Genomic DNA, 15655 nt, shown 5'->3' with positions numbered 1-15655 from the left:
AATGGTCAAATATTTCGCTTGCTTAAATTCTTAAGGAGAATTAATTGCACATCCGTTATCAATCGTTACTACCACAACATAGTCTATCCCGCTTTGCCGGGTGGATAGCTAACTGCAAACAAACTTGGATTAAAAATAGATTAATCTTTGGATTTATACGTCATTATAATGTCGATATGACCTTAGCATTGGAAGAAAATCCTGAACATTATATTAACTTTAATCATTTTTTCACGCGATCTTTAAAACCTGAAAAGCGCCCAATTTCCACTAATGATAGAGACATCATCTCCCCTGTTGATGGCACTATTAGTCAAATTGGCGATATCAAAGAGAATCAACTTATCCAAGCCAAAAAAATAAACTATAACCTACAAGCTTTATTAGGCGGTTCTGCTAAATTAGCTAACCAGTTTCAAGGAGGACAATTCGCAACTTTTTATCTAGCTCCGCAAGATTATCATCGCGTACATATTCCATACAGTGGCGAATTGAAAGAAATGCTTTATGTTCCAGGGCGTTTATTTTCAGTAAATGCTGAAACTACCACTGAACTTCCAAATTTATTTGTTCGAAATGAACGCGTTATTACCTTATTTTCTACACCTATAGGTCCGATGGCGGTCATTTTAGTGGGCGCAATGCTTGTTGGCAGCATCAATACCCCATGGGAAGGAATTATCGCACCTGCTCCCAATCGACATGTTTATCATTGGCATTACCTAGATAACAAAGTTTCATTACGCAAAGGGGAAGAGGTTGGACAATTTCAATTAGGTTCCACGGTTATTATTTTATTCACACCCAATCGTATAAAGTGGTTGGCTGAATTATCTGAAAAAAAGGTGAAATTTGGAGAATGTATTGGTCAGACAATATGAGATGTGTTTATATATATTAAGTTATAATAGATTTTCGATGATAAAAGACTGGGTGCCTAATGTCTATACCACAAGAAAAAACCGTTTCAGCGTCAGCTGTACATGATCATACTTATAAAATATTTCCTAATGATTTAAACTCAACTGAAACCGTGTTTGGTGGTTTAGTTATGTCTACACTTGATAGAGTCGCTTCTGTCGTTGCAGAGAGGCATAGTCAAAGACCCTGTGTGACTGCTTCTGTAGATGCTATGCATTTTTTGCAGCCAGCAACTCGGGGAGATATTTTAATTTTCCAAGCCGCTATTAATCGAAGCTGGACCAGTTCAATGGAAATCGGGGTACGTGTTCTTGCAGAAGATTATCGTACCGGTATACGGCGCCATATAGTGTCTGCGTATTTTACTTTTGTAGGTACTGATGAGTATGGTCGTCCTGCACATGTTCCTAAGGTTATTCCCGAAACGAATGATGAAATAAGACGTTATGAAGAAGCAGGCAAGCGACGTGAACAGCGACATCAAGCTTCACGAAAACGCACTGATAAATAAAAACTAAATCATTAATTTAAATCCTCTCGAACTGACTTTGTGCTGAACGGTTTCAAGGATGGCAGTTAACAAAAACAAAAGAACTTTGTGGAGAAACTATGACTATACAAATATTACCTATTTTGGCGTTTAAGGATAATTATATTTGGTGTCTTATCAATGAAGAAACAAAACATTGTATTATTGTGGATCCAGGTGAAGCAAAACCTGTTTTGGCGCAATTAAAACAGTTAAATCTTCAACTCGATGCAATATTAATCACACACCATCATTGGGATCATACGAACGGTATTCGTTCTATTTTAACATTTCATCATGTTCCTGTATTCGGACCTGCAAAAGAAAAAATAGCTGGAGTAAGCAATCCAGTTAATGAAGGTGATAAAATTGAATTGCCTAATTGGCCTACTTTTGAAGTGCTTGCTATACCTGGCCATACATTGGGACATATTGCTTATTATGGAAACCATCTTTTATTCTGTGGAGATACTTTATTTACAGCAGGTTGCGGCCGATTATTTGAAGGGACAGCTGATCAAATGTTGAATTCTTTGAATAAACTGATGCAGCTTCCTGACGAAACCCAGATTTATTGTGGCCATGAATATACACTGGCTAACTTACATTTTGCTCAGACTATAGAGCCTAATAATACCCATATTAAAGAACGATTAGAAAAAACTAGAGAATTGCGTCAAAAAAACTTAGCCAGTGTCCCAAGTCATTTATCTGAAGAGCGCTTGAGCAATCCTTTTTTACGTTGCGATAATCCCCAAATAAAGATGTGCGTAGAAAAAAGAACGGGGAAAAAACTTGTTAACCCCATCGAAATATTCGCTTATCTTCGACAATGGAAAAATAATTTTAAGTAAATTATTTAGCCTTTTTTTGCCGTTCAATTTCTTCTAATACTTTATACCGAAATCTAAATGGATGGCGTACAGCAGAAAATAATTCATTGGTCCCACTGACACCACGAATACGAATTGATCCATAATCAAAAATTCGGCCCATAATACTTTGACTAATCTCTACCCCTTCAATACGATCCAAGGAATTTTCAAAAGCATATCGGCTAATAAACCCTGATTTCATAATAACCCGTTTATCAGTAATTCCAAACTCAGAAGAATAATAAACAATCAGCCCAGGTAAGCAAGCAACTAAGCCTAATAAAGAAAAAAAACTAATGAACAATAGCGAATAGGGACCTCTGATCAACAAAAAAGCCGCTATTAAAATTAAAACCATCAACGATCTAAAAACAACAATCCAATGTGGATGGCTGAGATAGATGATTTTTTCATCTGGCAAGAGCGTTTTATTGATATAACCCATATGACCTCTATTATTATTTTACTTAATACTCATTTACTATGAGCAAGAATGTGGCTATAGTAGCCAAATTATCGCTTGTTTGCTATGTTTTTTGCATATGAACTCTCAATTAACACTAGAAAAACTTAATTTACTGGTTAAATTAGGCAACTCGATCGAAGAACGTAGCTTACCTCAATGGGTTTCAGTACAAATAAAGTTTAATTTTAGCAGTCTACCCACTGCCTGTATCAATGATCAATTAAATGATACGATCTGCTACGCTACCCTAGCGAATGAATTGCAACAATTCTGTGATAAGCATTGTTTTAAACTTATCGAAGCCTTAGCTTATCAGCTCTATCAGGTCCTTAAACAGAAACTATCTAAAATAATACATAATCAAATTAATATTTTCTTATGTATTACTAAAAATCCTCAATTAACTAAAGTTGAACAATCTAGTTTTTCAATTAGTGATTAGCAATATAGGCAAAAATACAAGTGCTGAGAGTATAATTAAATTTTTATTTTAGTTACACTGTCTTATTAATTAAGCAAAAAGAGAAATTTATCAAAAATATTAATAAAGCTTTTAAAAGCTTTATTTTCCGAAAACTTTAATATTGCGTAAGTTTAATGGAAGCATCTAATAAGAAGCAATGGTATTGCAAGAGGGCTTATGAAGAATAACATCGATTTAACTCAACACACACCGATGATTCGTCAATATCTACAACTAAAAGCTCAGCATAAGGATAAATTATTATTTTATCGTATGGGTGATTTTTACGAATTGTTTTATGAAGACGCCATTAAAGCCGCAAAATTATTAAACATTACCTTAACTAAAAGAGGTCAATCGGCTAATCAAGACATCCCCATGGCAGGTGTACCCTTTCATAGCGTCGAAAGTTATTTAGCCAAACTGGTAAAGCTCGGTGAATCGATTGCTATTTGCGAACAGATAGGGGATGCGAATCTATGCAAAGGTCCTATGGAAAGACAGGTAACACGTATCATTACGCCAGGAACACTTAGCGATGAAGCATTACTAGAAAATCATCAAAGCCTCTTATTAGCCCTGTATAGTAACAATGATCAATTTGGACTTTCTTATTTTGATATGGGAAGCGGTCAAATTCATATTTTACAGGTTAGCGGTGAAGAAGCTCTTGCCAGTGAATTAGCACGACTCAACCCCAGCGAACTTTTAATCAGTGAAGAACATAAAGGAGAACGACTATTAATTCCTTATAAAACAATTCGACGGCGCCCGCCTTGGGAATTTGATTTTAATACCGCAACTCATTTATTAACACAACAATTTCAAACTCGTGACCTCAGTGGTTTTGGCTGTCATGACTTGCCCTTAGCGATACAAGCGACAGGTTGTTTATTAAATTATGTTAAAGACACGCAACGTGTTCAATTACAACATGTTCAGCCGATTTGTATAGAAAGACGTGAAGAAAGTATTATATTAGACGCCACAACCCGGCGTAATTTAGAGTTAACGCTTAATTTACAAGGCGAAAAAAATAATACTTTAATGTCTATTTTAGATAAAACAGCAACGCCGATGGGAAGTCGTTTACTCAATCGTTGGCTGCATCGACCTTTACGTAAAATAGCTAGCTTAGAAGCAAGACAAATAGCCATTAAACAATTGTTAGCTGCACAATCCTGTACAAGTTTACACATTCTGTTAAAGCAATTAGGGGATCTCGAACGTATTATTACGCGCGTTGGATTAAAATCGGCGAGGCCACGCGATTTAAGTCAATTACGTTTCGGCTTAGCAATTCTGCCAGATATTCATAATAAACTTGATCCCTATTTAAACATTCAAGCTGATGATAAAAAATTAGAGTTACTTATTTCATTAAGTCAGCAGATAAAAACCTTCCCACAATTATTTTGTTTACTACAGCAAGCTATTGTGGAAAACCCTCCAGCTGTTATTCGTGAAGGAGGGATGATCGCTAAAGGCTATCATGCTGAGCTTGATGAGTTACAAAACCTCAGTGATCATGCTGGGCAATATCTGCTTGACTTAGAAATACGTGAACGAGAACTTACAGGCATTAGTACGCTAAAGGTTGGTTTCAATCGCGTGCATGGTTATCACATCGAAATAAGTCGCGGACAAGCCAAACATGTACCCTCACATTATATTCGTCGACAAACGTTAACTAATGCCGAACGTTTTATTACTCCTGAATTAAAAGAATTCGAGGATAAAGCCTTAAGCTCCCGGTCTAAAGCTTTAAGCTTGGAAAAAAAACTTTATGATGAATTACTCGATAAATTAGTCATTTATTTAACTGACTTACAAAAAACTGTTAATGCGATCGCCCAGCTAGATGTGCTAGTCTGCTTTGCAGAACGTGCAACAACACTCAATTTAACCTGCCCTGAATTAAACAAAACTTCAGGCATCCTTATAGAAGGAGGCCGACATTTAGTAATCGAGCAAACTTTAGATACTTCTTTTATTGCAAATAATTGTCATTTGATTCCTGAAAAGCGTTTGTTAATTATCACTGGTCCGAACATGGGTGGAAAATCAACCTACATGCGTCAAACTGCTTTAATTTGTTTATTAGCAATGATAGGTTGTTTTGTTCCTGCAAAAAGCGCTACGATAGGCCCCATTGATCGTATTTTCACCCGGATCGGAGCAGCTGATGATCTTGCTAGTGGTCGTTCAACCTTTATGGTAGAAATGACAGAAACCGCCTCAATTTTACATAATGCAACTGAGCAAAGCTTAGTTATTATGGATGAAATTGGACGCGGTACCAGTACTTTTGACGGACTTGCTTTAGCTTTTTCTTGTGCTGAATATTTAGCAAAACAGGTTAAAGCCTACACCCTATTCGCTACTCATTATTTTGAGTTGACTGGCTTATCTGAAGAAAACACAGTAATAAGCAACTGTCATGTCGATGCAAAAGAACATGATGATAGCATTATATTTCTATATACCGTCAAGGACGGGCCAGCGAATCAAAGTTATGGCTTACAAGTAGCAAAGTTAGCTGGTGTTCCTAAACCAGTTATTCAACGCGCTAAAGAAAAGCTTACTGAGCTTGAGGGTAAATCTGCGCAAACTACCCCTAACAAAAGAAATCCATCCTCAACTACATCAAAAATTTCAGTTAACCCTGGTATTATGACCTTATTAGAGCAAGTGGATCCCGATCAGTTAGCTCCAAAAGAAGCACTTGAGATCATTTATCGATTAAAATCCTTGCAAGGAATTCCTGTATGAATAACCCAAATGACGAAAAATTTTCACCTCAGAAAATTGAAGAAAAATTAACTGTTTCTGAGCATAAAGATATTAACTCTGGCGATCATGAAGAGGGAGAAAGGTTAGCTTACCGCCGCCGTGGGATTTACCTATTGCCAAACTTGTTTACCATTGCCGGTTTATTCGCGGGTTTTTATGCCATCGTCACTGCAATGGAAGGTTACTTTAACTATGCGGCGGTTGCTATTTTTGTTGCTATGATTATGGATTTTTTTGACGGTCGTGTTGCACGCCTAACCAATACGCAAAGCGCTTTCGGTGCAGAATTGGATAGTTTATCAGATATGGTTTCTTTTGGTGTTGCACCCGCCTTAGTTATTTATAGTTGGTCTTTAGAAGGCTTAGGTAAATTAGGCTGGTTAGCAGCGTTTATATTTGCTGCAGCGGGTGCATTACGTTTGGCACGTTTTAATACTCAAGTGTTGGTTGCTGATAAACGTTATTTTCAAGGATTACCTATTCCTGCGGCAGCCGGTGTTTTAGCCAGTATGGTATGGTTGTGCGTGGATTCAGAAATTCTTGGTGATGTCGTTAGCATGATGACTGCTGTATTAGCAATTATCATTGCTATTTTAATGGTAAGTAATGTCCGTTATTACTCTTTTAAAGAAATTGACCTCAAAGGCCGGGTGCCTTTTGTGGCTATTTTATTGGTGGTATTGGCTTTTGTTGGTATTTCCCTTGATCCACCTAAAATATTATTTTTGATCTTTTTCTGTTATGCCCTTTCCGGACCCATTTTGACACTGTATAGCTTGCACAAAAAGCGAGCTTTACGAAAAAAAAGCTAGGATTTGTAGACTATATTTTTTGTCATAAAGATTCAGAAAAACTGCACCTTGCAAACATAAAAAGCACTATAAATGTGACTCTATAGCCTCCATAAAATTAATTTTTGCTCGATTTTTTTATATTGTTTGAATGAGTATGCTTATTTTTCTGAGCCTAAATCTAATAACTATCGACATCTTATCTTAAAACCATATCGATAAAATAGTTGAAAACGCTTTCCACATTCATAAAATATCAATTATGGGTTCATTGCTGTCAATATTGTATATAATAAGATATGGATAATCCTTGAAAATAGATCATGTAAAAATGAATTTAAGCCTTTTAGAGAAAATTACTGCATTATGGAGCAATGAGATAGCTTCGCTGAAATTAATCAATGAAGGGGTCAATTTTGTTTATCGTTTTGAAATAAATGGCAAAGGAAAAATATTGAAGCTTACCTGTCAAACCAATCGAAATTATAAAGAACTTACTTCAGCAGTCGATTATCAAAGATATCTATTCGAAAATAAAGCGCCTATCGATCAACCCGTAAAATCGCTACAACATCGTTATATTGAAGAAATAAACTATAAATCTGAGATATTTTTTGCACGTGTAAGTGAAGAAATACTTGGTCAAATACTACAGTTTGAGAATGACGATAAAAATATTTATAAGAATTGGGGAATTGCTCTAGCAAAGTTACACAAAACAGCTAAATTTTATCAGCCTAATAAACAATTTAAATTTCTAAGCTGGAAAGAAATATGGAATGAGGTTTATGGTTATGTCCAGCTGGAAGAACCTAAAATAAAAAATGAATATTCTCTTATTACCGATTGGTTTAATCACTTAGAGTGCGATGAAAACAATTTTGGTCTAAATCATGGAGATCATCGTCTTGGGAATGTAATTTATAACGATAAAAATGTTTATCTAATTGATTTTGACGAGCCAGTTTACCACTGGTTTATTGCTGATATTTCCAGACCTTTTCTCGAGTTATGTGAATTTCCTGTTTTTACCTGGAGAAAAAAGTTACTCTGGTATCTTGAAGGATATCGCTCAATATTGCCAATTGAGATCAAAGAATTTAATCAAATTCCCTGGTTTATTCGTATGAAGAATTTAGAGTTGTATCTATGGACAAAAAATAATTGGCATCATCCTATTGCTCCAGGAGGTGAAAGAACTGATCAATGGCTAAATAATCGCAAAAAAATGATTCTTAATCCTTTTTTTAGTGATTGGTTTATTTTTTAGTACTCTGGCGATGGATTGTCTACCAAGAGTGAATAAATCCTTAATTGAGGTTTTTGTGAATCTTTTTTAATTTCTTTATTAGGCGATTTGATAGTATTGAATGAAATCACAGCTAAATCTTGTTTAGCTAACACCTCATTTGGAATCACTAAGAAGTAATGTTTTGCTTCTTTATTCAAATTCCAGGTTGCGAGCGGTATACCATTCACACTAACCCACACTGCTTTCATTAATTCATTGTTTAAAAGTCTATCCGCGCTCATCACTACCGTTAAATGTACATTAAGCCCACTGGGAACACCAATTAATAATAATTGAGAAGACTCACCTTTTGTTTGAGCAAATGATTTTCTGTCATTGGACCATCCTGACATAAGAAATTTAGCCGCATCACCTGCAAATCCAAACTTATAAAGGTGTCCAAGTCCTTGGAATTCAGAAAATGAATAAAATTTGGTTAATTTGTTTGTATTAGCCGTACTATCTGTTATTTTAACTTTAAAATACGCTAGTATATCTGACCAGGCTGAATTCCCATCACGAAAATTATCTATCTTTAAACTAGGTGTTAAATCTTGCCAAAGCGGATCTGAATTTAAACATTGCCTAGAATCGGTAAATATCGAATGCACTGCTATTGCTTGACCAGACAAATAAGTATCCGTATGAAACCTAGAATCTCTACAAATATCAACTTGTTTTGTTTTTAATGGCGCAAGTACTTTTTTAATTAGTGTAGTTAAACGCCAGTTTTCTTCAAAATAAACTTCCCCAACTAATATATTATTGATAAGTAACAAAAACAGAACAAAATATGCCAAATAGCTCAACAATTTATGTTTTTGAATAAATACCACTGCGACGCCCATCAAAGGCAAAAAATAAATCATAGGCGAGTAACGCGCCCACCAAGGTGCTGGAAATATTAATATCATTAAAAACAAAGTTATGAATGGGCGCCGTAAATTTTTTTGATTTAAACCAAATATAATTAGCGGCAAACTGAAGAAAAAAATCTCCATAAAAATTGGGCCCCACCCAGAAAGACGAACGTCTGTAGTGGAAAATATTGGCAGGCCAGCAGGAAGCAAAAAAGTTTTTGCTGGCGGATAATTAGGTGGGATAATTTGATTAGCGGGTACCGACGTTAAAGAAATAACAAGTTGTGTTAGTTTGTTAAACCCGCTTATATTTAATTTATTTGTTTGGTCTGTCAAAATATCGACAGAACCAATGCCCAATAGTGGAAATAGAGGGCTTTTACCTTGCAAAAGGTTAGTAATGTAGGGTGAAGCCCCCATAACAATGATTAGACAAATAATTGCAATTACAGATTTAATCCATTGTTTAAATTCTTTTTCCCGGCAATAAGACCCCCAAATTGCAACAAAACCGATCACTATTCCAAACACTATTCCCGAAGCTTTCATCGTTGCTAATAACGCAGTCGCAAATATGAAACAAATTTTATCTACGTACTGTTGTGGCTTCTTCACCTCACTTGAGGATAATAATGCAATTAGAAATAAGCTATATATAGCGCTATCAACATAATTGCTTGCCCATTGCGTTAAAAAAATTGGATTAAAAATAATTAAAATACTTATTAGGAAGGAGGGTAGATTCTTTACGTTGTATCGATGTAACCAACTAAATGCATAAAACCCAGCCGAACAACTTAATATAAAATGACCGCTTTTGACACTATTAATATCTTGAAAAAATTTAAGTATTAAGCTGCTGAAGTACCAAGAAGATTTAGCAAAATAATTAGTCCATAAATCGGTATTATCAGGATTTTTAAAAACATGAAGATACTGATAAATAGGATTCCATCCATCCTTTAATGCAAAAATTGCATCCATATGATAGGAAGTTCCATCCCACGAGGTATCAAAGAAAAAGCGTGCTAAACAAACGCTTAAACCAATAATAATAATATTAGCTAGAATTAATAGGAAAAAACTAACTTTAAGTTGTCGATGAGCTGTAAAAGCGGCTAAAATAAATGAAATGACTAAAATATATTTACTAATATAAATTTTTAAAAGTAAATGCAACGAAAAAATAACGACAGAAAATCCATAAAATAATAACAAGGATAAAGAAAGCGCTTGTAAAAAAATTGGGATAGAAACTGGCTTTTTTTTACACAATATTTATCGCCCATGTTAACCCTTCTTTATTATTTATTACAAAAATCTAGGGAGTTTTTAATGCTTGAAAAATAATCTCTAAATGTTTAACTGATAATGACAGTGGTAAAATAGGTTTTTGTTTTCCTAAGATACATTGAACAAAATGGGCATCTAAAGCATAAAAATCTTCAAGGTAAGTTTTGTGTTTGCCCATCTCTAGAGGAATCAGGTTTTTTTTTGACATTCCCTTTCGAGTTAACCGATAATAAATAATTTTACTTGAACCCCAAGTGAGATAATTAAATTTTAACCCCCCTTTACTACCATAAATTCTAGTTTCATTTAAAGCTTCATTGTGTGCATTACTTGCTCGTTCCCAATAATAGATAAGTTTATTATCAAACTCCATCATCACAATCCCATGCTCTTCAACACTAAATTTATCATTAGCACTTTTCTGATCCAGTCCGTTTACATGGAAAGATTTTAAATATTTTAAATTAACGTTATCATTTAAAATACCTAAATGAAATGATAAATCATAAACACCCCAGTCAATTAGAGGTCCGCCACCAGCCAGCTTTTTATCATAAAACCATTTGGCATCGGCATGATATTCAATACCTGGCCTGGACTTCCTAAAAACAGCATTATGATGTATAGCATAAATATCCCCTAAGTCACCTGAGGAAATTAAATTTTTAATATAGTTAAATTTTGGTTGTAAACGGGAATGTCTAGCAGAAGATTCCATCACAACAAGATGAGGATTATTAGCCGCTTTATGCTGCAAACTATACATTTCAGATTTGGTAATAACGAATGGCTTTTCAATTAGGACATGTTTGTGTGCATTTATGACTTCCATCGCAAGCTGATAATGACTATGTGGTGGAGTACAAATTATTACAGCATTAATATTCTCATCAGCTAATATACACGCATAATCCGTTTCACCTCTTCCTATTTTATATTTGTTGAGCATTCTTGCTAATACACTTGAGGAACTATCACATAAGGCAACTATTTCAGCATCCCCTGTTTCCAATACTCCTTTAATATGATAGTCCGCTACCATTCCACAGCCAAGAATGGCCAACTTTAGTTTTTTTCCATATAGCATTATATTTTCTGTAAAAATAATCTGAGGCGGAATAAAATAACTAAACTACCTATGATCATTGCCGCTAACATGCCGTACCAAACACCAATTACTTCTAAATCTAAAATAAAACCTAAAAAATATGATAGTGTTAAGCCTATCAACCAATAAATAAATAGTGTGATATACATAGGAATTTTCGTGTCTTCCATTCCTCGTAAAGAAGCCATAGCTATTAAACGAATACAATCAAATATTTGGAATATAGCCACGATAATTAAAAGATTTTTTGCTAAAAAAACCACATGGTTATTTTGAATTTGTGTAATATCAATATCAAAAGCAATTAAATTTTTTGCAAATATACTATAGAGTAGAGCAATAATTAACATTAAACTAACTCCTGTAATAAGACTTACATAAGCAGAAAGTTGCACTGCTGAAGCATTTTTAGAGCCGACAGCTTGCCCCACACGTACAACTGTAGCTTGTGCTAATGCAAGTCCAATAGTAATAGCTAAATCAAAATATTGCCGTGTAATTTGATGTGCCGCAAGTGCATCGGCGCCAAAGCGTCCAATAAGCAATACGAGTGTAGGAAATAATAAATATTCGATGAGGTTTGTTGCTCCTATTGGTACACCTAATTGGAATAAACGTAATAAAAATTGCTTGTTTATTCTTCCCAAATAACTAAATATAGAGTATTTTTTTGTAACATTTAATCGCGTTATTAAAACAGCAATAAGAATAATCGTAAGTAAAAGAATTAACGTAAAACCATAACCTATTCCAGAAATACCAATTGCTGGAAAACCAAATTTACCAAATATAAATACATAGGTAACTAAAATCTCTGCAGGAACTTGTATCAAACTAATCAGAAAAACTAACCGTGTTAATGATAAGCCAATCAAAAATTGTTCCATAACCACTTGAATTAGCCAAGGAAAAATACTAAAAGATAATGCATGTAAATAGGGAATAGATAATAGAATCGCTTTTGGATCTTGACCGGTCCAAGACAATATAAAAGGTACATGCCACATTATTATTATAAAGGGAATACTACAAATTACCGCCAAAACAAAACCTTGAGATACTATTAGCTGTATATTTTTATCATTTTTAGCTCCAAAATTTTGTGAAACCAATACGCTAATACTAACAAAAATTCCATAAAAAAATGCGCATAAAGCACTATATATACTAGAAACCAAGGCTAGAGCCGCTAAGGCATCTTTGCCCAAATGTCCAACCATCAAAATAGCTGCAAAAAGACTTATAGCGTAAGTAATTTGAGAAAGTAATAATGGTAAAAAAAGTTTTATAAGCGCTTTGGCTTCTAAAAAAAAATTATTACGTGGTTCAGCGATTAAATTAGTAGCAGGCTCTATTGATTCAAATAAATTTTCTGTTGACATAGCTTAAGAAGATTTTTTAAAATTTAATAGTCGATATGTTTCGATTCTTCATAACAAGAAAATGATTTATTACTAAACTATCGATATCTGATTCTAAAAAAGCCTGAATAGCCTCCTCTGGGGTTTCTACAATGGGTTGACCTTTAATATTTAAAGAAGTATTAAGTAAAATAGGTACATTAGTAACTCTATAAAAATTTTCTATTAACGAATAAAATAATGGATTGTCTTTTTTCGTAATAGTTTGTACTCGTGCACTACCATCAATATGTGTAATACCAGGCAATCTAGCTTTATAATTACTTTTTATAGGCCAAACAAATTGCATCCACGGAGAAAAAGCAGGCGATTCAAAATAATCGGGCATAGCAAAATCAAGAATTACAGGAGCAAGTGGTCTAAACCACTCTCGTTGTTTGATATGTAAATTAATATGATCGCGCATTCCCGGATTACATGGATCGGCAAGAATACTCCGATTACCTAAAGCTCGCGGACCAAACTCACTACCCCCTTGATACCAAGCAATAACATTACCTTGCGATAACAAAACAGCCACTTGCATTTGTAAATTATCAGGTATTGTGTAAATTAAACCATATTTTTTTAATGCCTTTTCCGATTCTTCTATAGAATAAGTACGTCCTAAGAAAGGAGCTAAATTTAAACGTATAGAGTGTGAGGTTGGTATGTTTATTTTTTGATTAACATAGCCATAAATTGCTGCCCCAACAGCTGTTCCACTATCTCCGGGGGAAAAAAAAACATGAACATTTTTAAATGAACTAATCCTTGCAATCTTTCCATTTGCTATGGAATTGAGCGCAGCTCCTCCCGCTAAACAAAGATTATGGGAGCGAGTCTTTGTCCATAAATAATCCAATAAATGCGAAAGTATTTTTTCAAATACAATCTGACCACTGTATGCAATTGCAGCATCAATCTTGAAACTGTCCTCCTTTTTATGATATTTCTGCCTGAGTAAAAAAAGTTTATCGATTAAACCCTCTTTTCCATTAATTTTTACAGTAAATTGACCTTCTGATAACAACGTCACATAATCCATTATTTCATCAACAAACCTATCATCTTGGTGGTACGCACCATAAGAAGACAAGCCCATTACTTTACCTGGTCCCACTAACCAGCCTAGCTGCAAGGTTTCAGCTATGACACGATAAAACTCTCCTAATGAATTTGACATCACAGTCTGCGACTTAGTAACAGGATTATATCCGGTTAAATCACCATATATTTTTTTGATAGTTTTTACAGAATTTTTATTTCCATAGGCATATGTTGTTGTTTCTCGCTCCTCATTATCCTCATTTATAAATTTCTTGCTACCTGCTCCATCAATAATCAAAATAGCTGACTCTTCGAAGGAGCTTGTAAAAAAAGTACTATAGGCATGCGTCAAATGGTGATTAATAATTTCTTGATTAGGAAAGTTGGTTGTATTTATTATTGATTTAAGATCATCATTGATGATTAATGTGTCTATTTCTTGAATCGTTAAACCAGAATATTTCAAACAGTAATTTAAAGAAACTTGGCAAGGATTGGCTGATCCAAATGCATATCGCACACGAGTAAGCCTTTCATCTTCTATAGCAATTATCTTTTCATTTTCTAAGAGACAAGCGGCATAGTCGTGTATTGAACCTCCCAATCCTAAGATGTTAGCCATTTCTTCAATTACCTCGAGTAGTTAATTACAACTCATACTCATATCTGAAGTCTGTTTGTCCAGAGTAGGAAAATACGATTGCAACGTACCACGTCGTCTAATATCTGATGTGCAACAATGAAAACTACCACCAAATTTATATACTTCATTGAAGGGACAAGTAATAACTTTGCAACCTAAAGACTCTAATAACTTAATCATAGGCTCTTCTTTTTCGTCAACAATCACTCTCTGTTCATCTAGCAACAAAATATTCATTGATATCCAATTACTAATTTCGGGTGAATGGAATCCCACTCCATATACAGATGGTACTGCTTCAATAATTTTCCAACCATTTTTTAAAAACAAATTGAGCGTATCACCGAGACAAGGTCTTTCAGGATTAATCAAAATAACTCCAGGCCTTATAGGGACTAAAGTTGTATCAATGTGTTGGGGAGGATGTTTATCAGCGAATTTAATACGATGTAATCTAAATTTTGATCCAAGATGTCTTTTTAACCATTGCGCACCAAAATCATTAGTCACCAAATCCGGCTGATAAAAAATATCTTTACCAAATCGAACAAAACTTGCAGCATCAAAACAGGGTTCAAAATTTGTTAAACTTGAATTAGTATCCGCATCAAAAGCATCATTTTCGATACTAAAGTTTGATTTATACAACTTATCTGACATGAGTGGTTTAGGGGCTGTCGTCCATGTGGCTCCCCTGTGAAAATATTCTTTGATGAGTGTACGGTAAGCACGATATTCAAAAAACCTGGCCCGTTGCGCCATCGGTGCTTCAATTATCTCATTACCAATGATCAGTAAGATATCCCTTGGACAAGCGCTACAGTTCTCGCAAGAAACTTCAAAATCGGGTGTTTTAATAGGCTTAAAAAAATCAAGTATATCTGGCCTTCTAACAATTACTCCTTCACGTATTAAAATCTCTGCAAAATTATCCAGCTGGTTTTGAGCTTTTTCAATTTCTATTTCTGAATAACGAGCACCTTTAAAGCTTCTTTTTTTACTTCTTAATGGGTAATAAGCGCTAATAGCCGGTTCGAAACCCATTTGAGCTGCACCGATCACAGAACCTACTATCACTTCTTCTAAAAGATCCCATTCATTATAAGAGCAGACTACTGAAGTAGATTTAGATATACCCATTTTCCCTCCTTGTTCTTAAATTAATTTAGTTC

General features: G+C 34.6%; 13 protein-coding genes. 7 read left to right on the top strand and 6 right to left on the bottom strand.

Annotated elements, in window-relative coordinates; all coding sequences use genetic code 11:
• The first annotated feature begins 44 nt into the window (after positions 1-44).
• The 3 genes from asd (at position 45) to gloB (ending at position 2304) form a co-directional block, all read left to right on the top strand.
• Positions 45-881 carry an archaetidylserine decarboxylase gene (gene asd / locus AACL18_RS00825; RefSeq protein ID WP_339050727.1) on the top strand — a complete coding sequence of 279 codons (837 nt, stop codon included), beginning with the start codon at positions 45-47 and terminating at the stop codon, positions 879-881.
• A gap of 59 nt (positions 882-940) precedes the next feature.
• On the top strand, positions 941-1432 hold the full coding sequence (locus tag AACL18_RS00820; RefSeq protein ID WP_339050726.1) for an acyl-CoA thioesterase: 492 nt from the start codon (positions 941-943) through the stop codon (positions 1430-1432).
• Positions 1433-1530: 98 nt separating this feature from the next.
• The gene (gloB, locus tag AACL18_RS00815) at positions 1531-2304 is read left to right on the top strand and encodes a hydroxyacylglutathione hydrolase (protein WP_339050725.1); all 774 of its coding nucleotides are present in this window, start codon (positions 1531-1533) and stop codon (positions 2302-2304) included.
• A 1-nt stretch (position 2305) separates the two neighbouring features.
• Here the strand turns inward: gloB and AACL18_RS00810 are convergent, their stop codons facing one another.
• Positions 2306-2770, bottom strand: a complete 465-nt coding sequence (locus AACL18_RS00810; RefSeq protein ID WP_339050723.1) for a PH domain-containing protein — start codon at positions 2768-2770, stop codon at positions 2306-2308.
• Between the two features lie 97 nt (positions 2771-2867).
• Here AACL18_RS00810 and AACL18_RS00805 point away from each other — a divergent pair, with 97 nt between their 5' ends.
• The 4 genes from AACL18_RS00805 to AACL18_RS00790 all read left to right on the top strand — a co-directional run bounded on the left by AACL18_RS00805 (position 2868) and on the right by AACL18_RS00790 (position 8108).
• Positions 2868-3233, top strand: a complete 366-nt coding sequence (locus tag AACL18_RS00805; RefSeq protein WP_339050721.1) for a dihydroneopterin aldolase — start codon at positions 2868-2870, stop codon at positions 3231-3233.
• A gap of 198 nt (positions 3234-3431) precedes the next feature.
• Positions 3432-6026: a DNA mismatch repair protein MutS gene (gene mutS, locus AACL18_RS00800; protein WP_339050719.1), complete on the top strand. Its 2595-nt coding sequence runs from the start codon at positions 3432-3434 to the stop codon at positions 6024-6026.
• On the top strand, positions 6023-6859 hold the full coding sequence (gene pssA / locus AACL18_RS00795; RefSeq protein WP_339050718.1) for a CDP-diacylglycerol--serine O-phosphatidyltransferase: 837 nt from the start codon (positions 6023-6025) through the stop codon (positions 6857-6859). The genes mutS and pssA overlap by 4 nt, the downstream gene beginning before the upstream one ends.
• A gap of 289 nt (positions 6860-7148) precedes the next feature.
• Complete coding sequence (locus tag AACL18_RS00790) at positions 7149-8108, top strand: phosphotransferase enzyme family protein (protein WP_339050716.1); 960 nt, start codon at positions 7149-7151, stop codon at positions 8106-8108.
• Here the strand turns inward: AACL18_RS00790 and AACL18_RS00785 are convergent.
• From AACL18_RS00785 to AACL18_RS00765, 5 genes are read right to left on the bottom strand one after another with little or no spacing between them, the layout of a single operon-like run.
• On the bottom strand, positions 8105-10264 hold the full coding sequence (locus AACL18_RS00785) for a hypothetical protein (RefSeq protein WP_339050714.1): 2160 nt from the start codon (positions 10262-10264) through the stop codon (positions 8105-8107). The two genes, AACL18_RS00790 and AACL18_RS00785, sit on opposite strands and share 4 nt — an antisense overlap.
• A gap of 46 nt (positions 10265-10310) precedes the next feature.
• Positions 10311-11369 (bottom strand): Gfo/Idh/MocA family oxidoreductase, encoded by a 1059-nt coding sequence (locus tag AACL18_RS00780; RefSeq protein ID WP_339050712.1) that lies wholly within the window; start codon positions 11367-11369, stop codon positions 10311-10313.
• The gene (locus AACL18_RS00775) at positions 11369-12772 is read right to left on the bottom strand and encodes an MATE family efflux transporter (protein WP_339050710.1); all 1404 of its coding nucleotides are present in this window, start codon (positions 12770-12772) and stop codon (positions 11369-11371) included. The genes AACL18_RS00780 and AACL18_RS00775 overlap by 1 nt, the downstream gene beginning before the upstream one ends.
• Before the next feature lie 16 nt (positions 12773-12788).
• A complete protein-coding gene (locus AACL18_RS00770) occupies positions 12789-14462 on the bottom strand; it encodes a carbamoyltransferase family protein (protein WP_339050708.1) in 1674 nt (557 codons plus the stop codon).
• Positions 14463-14483: 21 nt separating this feature from the next.
• Positions 14484-15623: a hypothetical protein gene (locus AACL18_RS00765; RefSeq protein WP_339050707.1), complete on the bottom strand. Its 1140-nt coding sequence runs from the start codon at positions 15621-15623 to the stop codon at positions 14484-14486.
• Positions 15624-15655 lie beyond the last annotated feature (32 nt).

This window comes from Rickettsiella endosymbiont of Xylota segnis (genome assembly GCF_964019545.1).
In the GTDB taxonomy this organism is placed as follows: Bacteria; Pseudomonadota; Gammaproteobacteria; order Diplorickettsiales; family Diplorickettsiaceae; genus Aquirickettsiella.
This window is presented reverse-complemented; position numbering and strand designations above follow the sequence as displayed.

Coding starts and splice junctions, on each gene's coding strand:
- gloB (WP_339050725.1), top strand. CDS start 1,531: ATGACTATACAAATATTACCTATTTTGGCGTTTAAGGATAATTATATT.
- AACL18_RS00775 (WP_339050710.1), bottom strand. CDS start 12,772: ATGTCAACAGAAAATTTATTTGAATCAATAGAGCCTGCTACTAATTTA.
- pssA (WP_339050718.1), top strand. CDS start 6,023: ATGAATAACCCAAATGACGAAAAATTTTCACCTCAGAAAATTGAAGAA.
- AACL18_RS00780 (WP_339050712.1), bottom strand. CDS start 11,369: ATGCTATATGGAAAAAAACTAAAGTTGGCCATTCTTGGCTGTGGAATG.
- mutS (WP_339050719.1), top strand. CDS start 3,432: ATGAAGAATAACATCGATTTAACTCAACACACACCGATGATTCGTCAA.
- AACL18_RS00805 (WP_339050721.1), top strand. CDS start 2,868: ATGAACTCTCAATTAACACTAGAAAAACTTAATTTACTGGTTAAATTA.
- AACL18_RS00765 (WP_339050707.1), bottom strand. CDS start 15,623: ATGGGTATATCTAAATCTACTTCAGTAGTCTGCTCTTATAATGAATGG.
- AACL18_RS00820 (WP_339050726.1), top strand. CDS start 941: ATGTCTATACCACAAGAAAAAACCGTTTCAGCGTCAGCTGTACATGAT.
- AACL18_RS00770 (WP_339050708.1), bottom strand. CDS start 14,462: ATGGCTAACATCTTAGGATTGGGAGGTTCAATACACGACTATGCCGCT.
- AACL18_RS00810 (WP_339050723.1), bottom strand. CDS start 2,770: ATGGGTTATATCAATAAAACGCTCTTGCCAGATGAAAAAATCATCTAT.